At 51.3% G+C, this 12411-nt stretch carries 12 protein-coding genes; 2 read left to right on the top strand and 10 right to left on the bottom strand.

Going from position 1 to position 12411, the window contains the following annotated elements; all coding sequences use genetic code 11:
* The first annotated feature begins 3 nt into the window (after positions 1–3).
* Positions 4–933, top strand: coding sequence for an Hsp33 family molecular chaperone HslO (gene hslO, locus PY990_RS06800; RefSeq protein ID WP_275270963.1), 930 nt, complete (start codon positions 4–6; stop codon positions 931–933).
* Between the two features lie 2 nt (positions 934–935).
* Here the strand turns inward: hslO and ftsB are convergent, their stop codons facing one another.
* The 6 genes from ftsB to PY990_RS06770 form a co-directional block, all read right to left on the bottom strand.
* Positions 936–1265 carry a cell division protein FtsB gene (ftsB, locus tag PY990_RS06795; RefSeq protein ID WP_275270962.1) on the bottom strand — a complete coding sequence of 110 codons (330 nt, stop codon included), beginning with the start codon at positions 1263–1265 and terminating at the stop codon, positions 936–938.
* 46 nt (positions 1266–1311) lie between these two features.
* Positions 1312–2595: a phosphopyruvate hydratase gene (gene eno, locus PY990_RS06790; protein ID WP_105028791.1), complete on the bottom strand. Its 1284-nt coding sequence runs from the start codon at positions 2593–2595 to the stop codon at positions 1312–1314.
* Between the two features lie 47 nt (positions 2596–2642).
* On the bottom strand, positions 2643–3500 hold the full coding sequence (gene kdsA, locus PY990_RS06785; protein ID WP_105028790.1) for a 3-deoxy-8-phosphooctulonate synthase: 858 nt from the start codon (positions 3498–3500) through the stop codon (positions 2643–2645).
* Between the two features lie 25 nt (positions 3501–3525).
* Positions 3526–5172, bottom strand: a complete 1647-nt coding sequence (locus PY990_RS06780; RefSeq protein ID WP_105028789.1) for a CTP synthase — start codon at positions 5170–5172, stop codon at positions 3526–3528.
* A gap of 111 nt (positions 5173–5283) precedes the next feature.
* Entirely contained in the window at positions 5284–5928 is a 645-nt protein-coding gene (locus PY990_RS06775) for a 3-oxoacid CoA-transferase subunit B (RefSeq protein ID WP_275270961.1), read from the bottom strand.
* A 12-nt stretch (positions 5929–5940) separates the two neighbouring features.
* Complete coding sequence (locus tag PY990_RS06770; RefSeq protein WP_275270960.1) at positions 5941–6645, bottom strand: CoA transferase subunit A; 705 nt, start codon at positions 6643–6645, stop codon at positions 5941–5943.
* Between the two features lie 209 nt (positions 6646–6854).
* On the opposite strand from PY990_RS06770, the gene PY990_RS06765 reads away from it, so the two are divergent.
* A complete protein-coding gene (locus tag PY990_RS06765; protein WP_275270959.1) occupies positions 6855–8507 on the top strand; it encodes an electron transfer flavoprotein-ubiquinone oxidoreductase in 1653 nt (550 codons plus the stop codon).
* Between the two features lie 53 nt (positions 8508–8560).
* Here the strand turns inward: PY990_RS06765 and PY990_RS06760 are convergent, their stop codons facing one another.
* The 4 genes from PY990_RS06760 to PY990_RS06745 all read right to left on the bottom strand — a co-directional run bounded on the left by PY990_RS06760 (position 8561) and on the right by PY990_RS06745 (position 12406).
* Positions 8561–8989, bottom strand: coding sequence for a hypothetical protein (locus PY990_RS06760; RefSeq protein WP_275270958.1), 429 nt, complete (start codon positions 8987–8989; stop codon positions 8561–8563).
* Between the two features lie 86 nt (positions 8990–9075).
* Positions 9076–9378 (bottom strand): DUF2818 family protein, encoded by a 303-nt coding sequence (locus PY990_RS06755; RefSeq protein WP_168426943.1) that lies wholly within the window; start codon positions 9376–9378, stop codon positions 9076–9078.
* 42 nt (positions 9379–9420) lie between these two features.
* Positions 9421–10902, bottom strand: coding sequence for an NADH-quinone oxidoreductase subunit NuoN (gene nuoN, locus PY990_RS06750; protein ID WP_275270957.1), 1482 nt, complete (start codon positions 10900–10902; stop codon positions 9421–9423).
* Between the two features lie 22 nt (positions 10903–10924).
* A complete protein-coding gene (locus tag PY990_RS06745) occupies positions 10925–12406 on the bottom strand; it encodes an NADH-quinone oxidoreductase subunit M (RefSeq protein ID WP_275270956.1) in 1482 nt (493 codons plus the stop codon).
* Between the last annotated feature and the right edge of the window lie 5 nt (positions 12407–12411).

Raw genomic sequence — 12411 nt, 5'->3', positions numbered from 1 at the left:
CCCATGACCGACACACTACGCACCCTGATCTTTGATCAATCCAGCTGCCGAGCGCATTTGGTACATTTGTCCAAAGCGTGGCAACAAGTGGTCAGCAACAATAACTACCCAAGGCCGGTTCAAAAAGTGCTGGGTGAACTGGTTGCGGCAAGCACCATGTTGTCAGCCTCCTTGAAGTTTGAAGGCTCGCTGATTATTCAAATTCAGGGCGACGGACCCATTCGTTTGCTGGTGGCAGAGTGCAATAGCCGTTTGGGTTTGCGCGCCACCGTGAAATTGGTTGAAGGTACACAAATTCCCGAGAATGCCAGTTTCAAAGACCTGGTCAATGCCACAGGCAAGGGTATATGCGCAATTATTCTGGACCCACGCAATCGCCTGCCGGGTCAGGCCCCCTACCAGGGCATTGTGCCGCTTGCAGGTACCTCTGTGGCCGATTCGCTTGAAGCGTATATGCACAGCAGCGAGCAACTGGAAACCCGCCTTGTTCTGAACTCCGACGACACCACAGCTGCGGGCGTCATGCTTCAGCAAATGCCACAACATGGCGGTGTTGTTTCAAGCAAAGAATTCGATGCTGACGGCTGGGATCGATTGAAGGCCTTGATCAATACGCTGCAAACCGAGGAACACCTGGCCACCGAAACCGATGAATTGGCCAAGCGTCTTTTTTGGGAAGAAGACCCGGATGGACTGGCAGAACGCCAGGCACATTTTGAATGCACCTGTTCACGCGACAAAGTTGGAAAAATGTTGCTTTCTTTGGGACAGGCCGAACTGGATGATGCTTTGTCCGAAAACCCGACTGTAGAAATTCAGTGTGACTTCTGCAATGCAAATTACTCATTCACTCGAGCCGATTGCAACGCGCTATTTACCGAAAGTTCTCACCACGAAGGTCCACAAGAACCCCAGGCGCCCACCTTGCACTAGCACTAATTCGAGGGTTCTGCCGCGGCACCTGGTGGTGTGGCGGCTGACTGGCTGCGCGGCTCAATCAACTGAATAAACACCTCGTCTTTCTTGATCATGCCAAAGTCATTTCTGGCACGCTCTTCAATCGCCTCAACGCCCTCGCTCAAACTGCGCACATCGCCCTCAAGCTGCTGATTGCGCAAGCGCAGTGCCTCGTTGACTTGCTTTTGTTGCTCCAGTTGGTCTTCAAGATCGCTGACGCGCAGCATCCCGCCTTTGCCAAACCACAGTGGGTATTGAAGCAAAATCAGCAAGGCAAAAAGGACAAGTGAAATCAGCCTGGGGTTCATATACAAGAAGGCCCCGCACTGCGGGGCCACCTTCGATTAATACCGATTAATCCAGGTTGTAGAAGGCTGAACGGCCGGGGTAGTAAGCAATGTCACCCAAATCCTCTTCAATGCGCAACAGCTGGTTGTACTTGGCAATGCGGTCTGAACGGCTCATTGAACCTGTCTTGATCTGCATGGCATTGGTACCCACCGCAATATCGGCAATGGTGCTGTCTTCTGTTTCGCCTGAACGGTGAGAAATAACCGCTGTGTAGCGAGCACGCTTGGCCATCTCAATGGCAGCAAAGGTTTCAGTCAAAGTACCGATTTGATTGATTTTGATCAGAATGGAATTGGCGATTTTCTTTTCGATGCCTTCGGCCAAAATCTTGGTGTTGGTTACGAACAGGTCATCCCCCACCAACTGCACCTTGCGGCCCATGGTTTTTGACAAATAAGCCCAACCGTCCCAATCGTCTTCGGCCATGCCGTCTTCGATCGAAATAATGGGGTACTTGTTGCACCAGCTCTCCAAGAGGTGCGCGAATTCCTGTGAGCTCAGCTCCATGCCCTCACCGGCCAGCTTGTACTTGCCACCCTTGTAAAACTCAGAGGCTGCACAATCCAGGCCCAAAGCCACCTGCGTGCCAGGCTCAAAACCAGCGGTTTCAATCGCCTGAATAATCATTTGAATGGCAGCTTCATGGTTGGCTACAGAAGGCGCAAAACCGCCTTCATCGCCCACAGCGGTTGACATGCCTTTGTCGTGAATAATTTTCTTCAGTGCATGGAACACTTCAGCACCGTAGCGAATAGCCTCGCGGAAAGAAGGCGCCCCCACCGGCAAAATCATGAACTCTTGCAAATCGAGGTTGTTGTTGGCGTGTGCACCACCATTGATTACGTTCATCATGGGCACTGGCAGGCTCATGCCACCCATGCCACCGAAGTAACGGTACAAGGGCAAACCAGTTTCTTCAGCTGCAGCACGGGCCACGGCCATGGACACCGCCAGCGTGGCATTGGCACCCAAACGGCTCTTGTTTTCAGTGCCATCCAGGTCGATCAGGTTCTGGTCCAGAAACACCTGCTCCTGCGCATCCAGACCCAAAATTGCTTCGGAAATCTCGGTGTTGATGTTTTCAACCGCGCGCAACACGCCTTTGCCCAAATAACGGGACTTGTCACCGTCACGCAGTTCAACGGCTTCGCGAGTACCTGTGGACGCACCAGAGGGCACGGCCGCACGACCCATGGCACCACTTTCCAGCAACACGTCACATTCCACGGTGGGATTGCCGCGAGAATCAATAACCTCACGACCAATCACGTCAACAATTGCGCTCATAGTTTCCTCTTGGATGGATTAAATTCTGTTTTGAATACTCGGCCTGTTTATTTCATCAGGTCTGTTTCGGCCAATGGGCCAGACTTCACCAAACGGTCCAGTTCCTGCAAGGTGGCCAACAAGGCTTTCATGCGAGGTAACGGCCAGGCATTGGGGCCATCTGACATCGCTTTGGCGGGGTCAGGGTGACTTTCCATAAACAAACCTGCCACGCCCACTGCAACAGCGGCGCGCGCCAACACGGGCACAAATTCACGCTGACCACCACTGGCCGTACCCTGCCCGCCCGGCAACTGCACACTGTGCGTGGCATCAAACACCACTGGACAACCTGTGTTGCGCATGATGGCCAAGCTACGCATGTCGGAAACCAGGTTGTTGTAACCAAAGCTTACACCTCGCTCACACACCATGATGTTCTTGCCATCACCGCCGGCTTCAATAGCGGCAGTTCGGGCTTTGTCCACCACGTTGACCATGTCGCCGGGAGCCAAAAACTGGCCTTTCTTGATGTTCACTGGCTTGCCACAAGTGGCCACAGCCTCAATGAAATCAGTTTGACGACACAAAAAAGCAGGGGTTTGCAACACATCCACCACGCTGGCCACTGCCGTGATTTCTTCAATCGCGTGTACATCGGTCAGAATGTTGACGTTCAGGGTTTTCTTTACATTGGCCAGAATATCCAGCCCTTTGTCCATACCCAACCCGCGGAAACTTTTGCCCGAACTGCGGTTGGCTTTGTCGTACGAGCTTTTGTAAATAAAAGGCACACCCAGCGACTCGCAGATTTCCTTGAGCTGGCCTGCCGTGTCCATGGCCATTTGTTCACTTTCAATCACGCATGGGCCAGCGATCAGGAAAAATGGTTTGTCCAAACCCACTTCAAAATTGCATAGTTTCATCAGGTGTCCTCCTGTTGGGTCCAGCTTATAACGCTTTGGCCAATTTGTGGGCCAAAGCAGCCTTCACGTAGGCCAAAAACAAGGGGTGGCTGTCTCGTGGGGTGCTGGTGAATTCGGGGTGAAACTGCACGCCGAAAAACCAAGGGTGATCTGGCAATTCCATGATTTCCGGCAAATTTTCAGTCGGCGTACGGGCAGAAATACGCAGGCCGGCCTCTTCAAGTTGAGGCACATAGTTATTGTTCACCTCATAACGGTGACGATGGCGCTCATTCACCTCGGGACCATAGATGGATTCAGCCAAAGTGCCAGGCTTGATAGGGCAGCGCTGCGAGCCCAGGCGCATGGTGCCGCCCAAATCGCTTTGGTCGGATCGAAGCTCGACTTTCCCTGTGCTGTCTTTCCACTCGGTGATCAGGGCCACCACTGGCGTATCGGCCAGGCTGTCAAATTCGGTCGAGTTGGCTTTGGGCAACCCCGCGCAATGTCGCGCAAATTCAATCACGGCCAACTGCATGCCCAAACAAATGCCCAAGTAAGGCACCTTGTTTTCTCGGGCATATTGAATTGCTTTGATTTTGCCTTCCGTGCCGCGCTTGCCAAAACCACCGGGCACCAAAATGGCATCCAGCTTCTTCAAACTTTCAGTACCGTGGGCTTCAATTTCCTCGGAGTCGATGTAATTGATGTTCACCTTGGTTCGTGTGTGCAACCCGGCATGATTCAACGCTTCGATCAGGGATTTATACGACTCGGTCAAATCGACGTACTTGCCCACCATGCCAATGGTGATGTTTTGCTCGGGATTTTCCTGCGCATGTACAATTTCAGCCCACTTCGACAAATCTGCGCGAGGCGCTTCAATGTTCAGCTTTTCCAGCACAATGTCATCAAGCTTTTGGGCTTCCAGCATGGCTGGAATTTTGTAAATGGTGTCAGCGTCCCAAACGGAAATAACAGCTTCCAGTTGCACATTCGAGAACATGGAAATCTTGGCGCGCTCGTCATCGGGAATACGGCGATCAGCGCGACACAGCAAGGCATCGGGATAAATACCGATTTCGCGTAGCTTTTGTACACTGTGTTGGGTAGGCTTGGTTTTCAGTTCACCGGCAGAAGCAATAAATGGCACCAATGTGAGGTGCACAAAACACGCACTGTTGCGGCCCAGGCGCAGGCTCATCTGGCGAACAGCTTCAAGGAATGGCAAAGACTCAATGTCACCTACGGTGCCGCCAATTTCAACAATGGCCACATCGGTTTCACCGCCCCAGGCTGCGCGCGCACCTTTCTCAATAAAAGCTTGAATTTCATTGGTAATGTGGGGAATCACCTGAACGGTTTTGCCAAGGTATTCGCCGCGACGCTCTTTGCGCAGCACAGATTCATAAATCTGGCCGGTGGTGAAGTTGTTTGACTTCTTCATTTTCGTGGAAATGAAGCGCTCGTAGTGCCCCAAGTCCAGATCAGTTTCGGCGCCGTCTTCGGTGACAAACACCTCGCCGTGCTGGAATGGGCTCATGGTGCCGGGGTCCACGTTGATATACGGGTCCAGTTTGAGCATGGTGACTTTCAGACCACGACTTTCAAGAATCGCGGCCAAAGATGCAGCGGCAATACCTTTGCCAAGGGACGAGACAACCCCGCCGGTAACGAATACATATTTGGTCATAGTGCCAGGCGGCGCTCTGTTCGGCGCTCAGTAGGGCGCACAATTGAGAGAATTGTGCGCTGTTTGAAAGCAGAATTATAACCTGAGCGCGCTTGGTCCATGCCAGTGATCTTAACTAAACTTCAGTTCGCACCCCGTTTTTTCTTGGAGTTCCTCTCTAGACACACCCGGTGCAATCTCAAGCACCTGGAGGCCTTGCGAGCTCACATCCATCACGGCAAGGTCAGTGATAATGCGATTGACCACGCCTTTGCCTGTCAACGGCAAGGTGCATTCCGGCAGGATTTTAAGATCGGTGGTTCCGTCTTTCTTGCGGGCTACATGCTCCATCAGCACCACAACACGGGAAACACCCGCTACCAAATCCATGGCACCACCCATGCCTTTCACCAACTTGCCAGGAATCATCCAGTTGGCCAAATCGCCCTTTTGGCTCACCTGCATGGCACCCAAAATGGCCAAGTTAATGTGCCCGCCGCGAATCATTGCGAAAGACTCCGAACTTGAAAAGAATGCCGACCCATTTAGTGTGGTCACGGTTTGCTTACCCGCATTGATCAAATCCGCATCCACCTGCGCCTCGGTCGGGAATGGGCCAATACCCAACAATCCATTTTCACTTTGCAGCATCACATCCATGCCGTCAGGAATGTGGTTACTAACCAAGGTGGGCAATCCAATACCCAAATTTACATAAAAACCGTCTTGCAATTCACGCGCTGCGCGTGCTGCCATTTCATCGTGATTCCAGGCCATTTCGTGTTCTCCTTATTGTGCCGGGGTCGCAAGCGTACGTTTCTCAATCCGCTTCTCAGGATTGGCATTCAACACCACACGCTGCACGTAAATACCGGGGGTATGAATAAAGTTGGGATCAAGCGCACCCACCTCCACAATTTCCTCAACCTCAACCACAGTGAATTTTGAAGCCGCAGCACATTCAGGGTTGAAATTTCGTGCGGTAAGGCGATAAATAAGGTTGCCCGAAGTGTCTGCCTTCCACGCTTTTACCAATGAAATATCCGCCTTCAGACTGTGTTCCAACACATAGTTTTCCCCATTGATCACTCGGGTTTCCTTACCCTCGGCAATCACGGTTCCAAAACCAGTTTTGGTGAAGAACGCTGGAATACCAGCACCACCAGCGCGCAATTTTTCGGCCAAAGTGCCCTGCGGCGTGAATTCCAGTTCCAGTTCACCACTGAGGTACTGACGCTCAAATTCCTTATTCTCGCCAACATACGAAGAAATCATTTTGCGAACCTGTCTGGTCTCCAGCAGGCGACCCAAACCGAAACCGTCCACACCCGCATTGTTTGAGATCACCGTGAGGTTTTTTGCACCAGATGCACGAACCGCGTCAATCAGTGCCTCTGGAATGCCGCACAGGCCAAAACCACCCACAGCAAGCGTCATCCCGTCTTTGATCTTGTCCGCCAAAGCCTCTGTGGCACTGGCTGATACTTTATTCATCCCCATTTTTATTCCTCATGCTTTGAATTTGTGCCGTTAGTTTAACGTTTAAGCGCTTACAAACTTCTTGCTGCAACGCACAAAATCAAGTTTCTCAGACTAGAGATCAAAGTCAACTATTTTTTCCCGATATGCAATAAGCTTTCGGCTTAAAATCAAAGCTGCATCTAGCTGTAGCACCCGCGACAAATTTTAAGGAGACGCACCCAATGTCGGCTGTCGAAAGAGACATGATGGAATACGACGTAGTGGTAGTTGGCGGAGGCCCTGCTGGCCTGTCAACAGCCATTCGCCTGAAACAAGTGGCCGCAGAAAAAGGCCAGGAAATCAATGTGTGCGTTTTGGAGAAAGGCTCTGAGGTTGGCGCCCATATTTTGTCGGGTGCAGTCATGGACCCACGCGCAATCACCGAACTTTTTCCCGACTGGAAAGAACGAGGCGCGCCGCTGAACACAGAGGTTACCGAAGACCAGTTTTTATTTCTCACTGAAACGTCTGCCAAGAAGGTACCCAACGCACTGTTGCCTGAATGTTTCCAGAACCATGGTAATTATGTAATCAGCCTGGCCAACGTTGTGCGCTGGCTTGGAGAACAGGCCGAGGCTTTGGGAGTAGAAGTATTTCCAGGGTTTGCAGGTGCGGAAATTCTGTACGATGACAAAGGTGCCGTAAAAGGCGTGCAAACCGGCGACATGGGCATTGGCAAAGACGGCGAACACACCCACGCTTACCAACCCGGCATGGAACTGCATGCGAAATACACCGTGTTTGCTGAAGGTGTACGCGGCCATTTGGGCAAACGCGTCATTGAGAAATTCAATCTGAACGAAGGCCGTGATCCACAGGTATACGGTATCGGCTTAAAAGAACTGTGGGAAATCGACCCAGCCAAGCACAAGCCTGGTTTGGTGATTCACTCCGGTGGCTGGCCTCTCGATTCAAGCACCTACGGTGGTTCATTCCTTTACCACCTGGAAAATAACCAGGTTGCAGTGGGTTTTGTGGTGGGCCTGGCCTACGAAAATCCCTACCTGTCTCCATTTGAAGAATTTCAGCGTTACAAAACACACCCTGAAATTCGCAAGTACTTTGAAGGTGGAAAGCGCATCTCCTACGGCGCACGCGCCATTGCGGCAGGCGGCCTGATGAGCCTTCCAAAACTGGTATTTCCAGGCGGCGCGCTGGTGGGTTGTGATGCTGGCTTTTTGAATGCCTCGCGAATCAAAGGTTCTCACGCCGCGATCAAGAGCGGCATGCTGTGCGCCGATGCGATCGCAGACGCCCTGGCTCAAGACCGCGCCGGCGATGAGCTGGAAGCCTATCCAAAGGCCTTCCACGACTCTTGGCTGTTTGATGAACTGTACCGCGCGCGCAACTTCAAACAGTGGATGAGCAAAGGTTTGTACACCGGCACCATGATGGTGGGTATCGAACAAAAGCTGTTTAAAGGCAAGGTACCCTGGACATTGCATCACAAGCACGCAGACCATGAATGCCTGCGTCCTGCCTCTGAGTTTCAGCCGATCAACTACCCGAAACCTGACGGGAAAATCACGTTTGATCGTTTGAGCTCCGTGTTCATTTCCAACACAAACCACGAAGAAAACCAGCCTGCACACCTGACATTGAAAAATGCAGATGTGCCGGTGGCGACAAACCTGACCACCTATGCCGGTCCGGAACAGCGCTATTGCCCAGCCGGTGTGTACGAGTATGTGAAAAAAGAAGATGGCAAAGACCAATTGCAGATTAGCGCGCAAAACTGCGTACACTGCAAAACCTGCGACATCAAAGATCCCACACAAAACATTGTGTGGGTTACACCGGAAGGTGGTGGCGGCCCCAACTACCCCAACATGTAATTGAAACAAAAACGCCGACCTTCAGGTCGGCGTTTTTGCCAGCGACAAAGCAATCAAGATGCCAAATCGGTTGTGGTTGCATTCAATAGTTCAAAATTTTCATTCGCGTCAATCTCAAAGGTGTATTCCCCTTTGAGCAAATCGGTCACGTAGGCAAATTTGCCACTGACTGTTACACCATCCAGCGTCAGCTCGTAGTAACAAGCTGCTGTTTGCCCACACCCTTGCTCAAACAACCTGCGACTGGTTTCCTCATCAATCCAGTCCACTGAATATTTCTGGTCCGCAATGTGAACCGTGACCGGTTTCCATTCTGTTTCACAGAAGTTCTCGATCACCTGAGCACCTGCCGACTTGTAAACCAACTCGCAATCGGTTTTGGCGAGAAACTGCAATTTTCGAGTAGTAACTTCCGGTGAATTTGTGCACGCTGCAAGTACGAATAAGGCGGGTGCGATTATGCCGATCAGCAAACGTTTCATAACAGGGTTTCCTTGAAAGGACGTTTACTTTCAACGCAACAGAGGTGCAGTGGGATTACAAACGGAAAGGACTGCGGAATGCGAACTCAACCTTTCGGCGATCGCCACAAGAAACGGTACACAAACCCAGGAAAAGCAAACACAAGAAACAGGCAAGCTGTTAAGGCATAAAATTCCCAGCGCTGGGGAGTTACCTGGCTCAAGCTTCCTTCGATAGCAAAGCCGATCAGGCCCACAATGAAGTAACCTGCGATTACCTCAATCACCCGGGTCCAACCGCCCTTTTTGGCCACAGGCAAAACACCCATAATGCGGTTGCTTACAAAAGGCAGGTTCGCAAACAGCAAGGCCAAGCCAAACAACAACCAATGCCCGATCGTTTGCGTCAAAACCTACCTCCCGTGAATATTCAAAAAAGCCGAATTTATTGATTAACCAGCCAGTGTTTGCTGAATTGCAGTCATGCAATAAGCCATTAGAGGCGCAGGCAGCAAGCCCAGCGCGATCACAGCCAAGCCGTTCAAACCCAACACGGCGCGCGCATCATTGCCCATCACAATTTCAGTTTCATCCGCAGGGGCTTCAAAATACATCGTTTTCACAATACGAATGTAATAGAACGCGCCCACCAGGCTGAACATCACTGCATAGACAGTCAACCAAACCTGGCCGGTGGCCAACAAGGCTTTCAAAACTGACAACTTGGCAGCAAAACCCACCATGGGTGGAATACCTGCAAGTGAGAACATCAGCAACAACATAATCAAGGCCAACCATGGTGCACGCTTGTTCAACCCTTTCAGATCACTGATATTTTCAACCTCGAAACCTTTGCGCGACATCACCATAATCACACCAAAAGTACCGAGGGTGGTCAGTACATAGGTAATGCTGTAGAACATGGCCGAGGAATAAGCTTGGGCAGCATTGCCAGTGTCTTGCCCGGCGCCTTGACCACTGACTCCGGAGAGGAAACCCAGCAACATGAAGCCCATTTGCGCGATGGTTGAATACGCCAACATGCGTTTCAAGCTGGTTTGTGCAATCGCGGTAAGGTTGCCTATGGCCAGCGAGGCAATTGCCAAGACCATCAACATGTTTTGCCAGTCAAATGCCATCACAAAAAGACCATCCACCAGCAGTCGCATCAACATGGCAAATGCAGCCAGTTTGGGTGCGCCACTGATCAGCAAGGTCGAGATGGAAGGCGAACCTTGATACACATCAGGCACCCACATGTGAAACGGCACCACGCCCAACTTGAACGCCAAACCGGCCACGAGAAACACAATGCCGAATACGAAAATGATCGATTTTTGACCCGACACAGCTGCGGTGGCAGCAAACGCGATATCGGCGTGATTCAGCGACCCTGTGGCGCCGTAGATCATCGACATGCCATACAACAGGAAACCTGAAGCCAAAGCGCCGAGAACAAAATACTTCATCGACGCTTCGGTAGCGCGCACATTGTCGCGCTGCATGGCCACGGCGGCATACAGGCTAAGCGACAACAGTTCAACACCCAGATATACCAACAACAGGTTGTTGGCAGAAATCATGATCATCTGGCCCAGCAAGGCAAACAACACCAAGGCGTGCAGCTCGCCCTTGAACATGTCGCGATCTTTGGCGTAATTCGCACCCACAATCAAGGTGAATGCAATGGCCAGGGCAGAAAAGCCTTTCAACACCAACGCCATGCTGTCAGCAATGTACATGTTGGAGAAAGCCAGCTCGGTACCTGCCGTAGGTACCTGCGACAAACAATACACACCAAGGCCGATACAGAACAACACCACAATATTGTGCAGCATTGGCAAAATGCGGCCCTTGGTCACGCTGTCGGCAATCAGAAATGCGCAGGCGAAAAGTGCCAGGGCAATTTCAGGAATAGCGAGTGAGAGATTCATCTGATCCACGAACATTCCTCAATTAAAGCTTGGACTGAGCCACATGTTGCAACAGAGCATCAACAGACACCTGCAACACATCAGTAAAAGGTTTGGGGTACAGGCCCATGGCCATGACCAGAATTGCCAATGCGCCCAGCATCAAGAATTCGCGGGTGTTCACATCGGTCAATTCTTTCACGTTGTCGTTGGCTACCTCACCAAACACCACGCGCTTGTACATCCACAACGAATAAGCCGCACCAAAAATAAGGGTGGTCGCAGCCAGTAAACCGATCCAGAAGTTGTATTTCACCGCGCCTAAAATCACCATGAATTCGCCCACAAAACCACTGGTGGCGGGGAGACCCGAGTTGGCCATGGCAAACAAAAGGAAAAACGCTGCAAATTTGGGCATGGTGTTTACAACGCCACCATATGCAGAAATTTCACGGCTGTGAACGCGGTCGTAAAGTACACCGATACACAGGAACATGGCGCCCGAAACAAAACCGTGAGAAATCATCTGGATGATGGCGCCCTGCACTGCCAGGTCCTGAAACATGAAGAAACCCAAGGTGACAAAGCCCATGTGTGCGATGGATGAATAAGCCACCAGCTTTTTCATGTCTTTCTGAACCAAGGCAACCACACCGATATACACCACGGCGATCAGCGACAATGTAATCATGAAGCCGGACAGTTCATGGCTTGCATCGGGAGCAATCGGCATACTGAAACGCAGGAAGCCGTAAGCCCCCAGCTTCAACATGATTGCAGCCAGTACCACGGAACCACCCGTGGGAGCTTCAACGTGCGCATCTGGCAACCAAGTGTGAACTGGCCACATAGGTACCTTCACGGCAAACGCCATGAGGAAAGCCAGGAAAATCAGTATTTGCTCCGTCATGCCCAAGGGCAATTTATGCCATGCCGCAATTTCGAACGTGCCTGACTGGAATTGCAGATAAATAATCGCAACCAAGGTGAGCAAAGAACCCAGCAGGGTGTACAAGAAAAACTTGAAGGCCGCATAAATTCGGTTAGGACCACCCCACACACCCACGATGATGTACATCGGGATCAGCGTTGCTTCAAAGAATACATAAAACAGCAAACCATCGGTGGCAGCAAAAACACCCACCATCAAGCCCGACAAAATCAGGAAAGCGGCCATGTACTGCGCAACTTTCTCGGTGATTACTTCCCAAGCTGCCACCACCACAAAGATGGTGATGAGTGCTGTCAAGATGACAAACCACACCGACAAACCGTCAACGCCCAGACCATACGAAGCGCCGAAGGCTTCAATCCAGGGCAAGTTCTCGACAAACTGCAATTGGGCGGTGCTGGTGTCAAAACCGAAGTACAAAGGCAAGGTAACCAGAAAACTAATTAGCGCTGCAATCAGGGAGGCACCCCGCACGGCACCCGCGTTTTTGTCATTGCCCAAGGCCATGATCAAAACACCAAAGGCAATTGGCAGCCAAATCGCCAAACTCAGATAAGGAATATTGTTAGACATTGATA

This window comes from Limnobacter olei, from assembly GCF_029087225.1.
Taxonomy (GTDB): Bacteria; Pseudomonadota; Gammaproteobacteria; order Burkholderiales; family Burkholderiaceae_B; genus Limnobacter; species Limnobacter olei.
This window is presented reverse-complemented; position numbering and strand designations above follow the sequence as displayed.

Bases quoted from the DNA above. Each gene is read 5' to 3' on its own strand.
- hslO (WP_275270963.1), top strand. From the start codon at position 4: ATGACCGACACACTACGCACCCTGATCTTTGATCAATCCAGCTGCCGA.
- ftsB (WP_275270962.1), bottom strand. From the start codon at position 1,265: ATGAACCCCAGGCTGATTTCACTTGTCCTTTTTGCCTTGCTGATTTTG.
- eno (WP_105028791.1), bottom strand. From the start codon at position 2,595: ATGAGCGCAATTGTTGACGTGATTGGTCGTGAGGTTATTGATTCTCGC.
- kdsA (WP_105028790.1), bottom strand. From the start codon at position 3,500: ATGAAACTATGCAATTTTGAAGTGGGTTTGGACAAACCATTTTTCCTG.
- PY990_RS06780 (WP_105028789.1), bottom strand. From the start codon at position 5,172: ATGACCAAATATGTATTCGTTACCGGCGGGGTTGTCTCGTCCCTTGGC.
- PY990_RS06775 (WP_275270961.1), bottom strand. From the start codon at position 5,928: ATGGCCTGGAATCACGATGAAATGGCAGCACGCGCAGCGCGTGAATTG.
- PY990_RS06770 (WP_275270960.1), bottom strand. From the start codon at position 6,645: ATGAATAAAGTATCAGCCAGTGCCACAGAGGCTTTGGCGGACAAGATC.
- PY990_RS06765 (WP_275270959.1), top strand. From the start codon at position 6,855: ATGTCGGCTGTCGAAAGAGACATGATGGAATACGACGTAGTGGTAGTT.
- PY990_RS06760 (WP_275270958.1), bottom strand. From the start codon at position 8,989: ATGAAACGTTTGCTGATCGGCATAATCGCACCCGCCTTATTCGTACTT.
- nuoN (WP_275270957.1), bottom strand. From the start codon at position 10,902: ATGAATCTCTCACTCGCTATTCCTGAAATTGCCCTGGCACTTTTCGCC.
- PY990_RS06745 (WP_275270956.1), bottom strand. From the start codon at position 12,406: ATGTCTAACAATATTCCTTATCTGAGTTTGGCGATTTGGCTGCCAATT.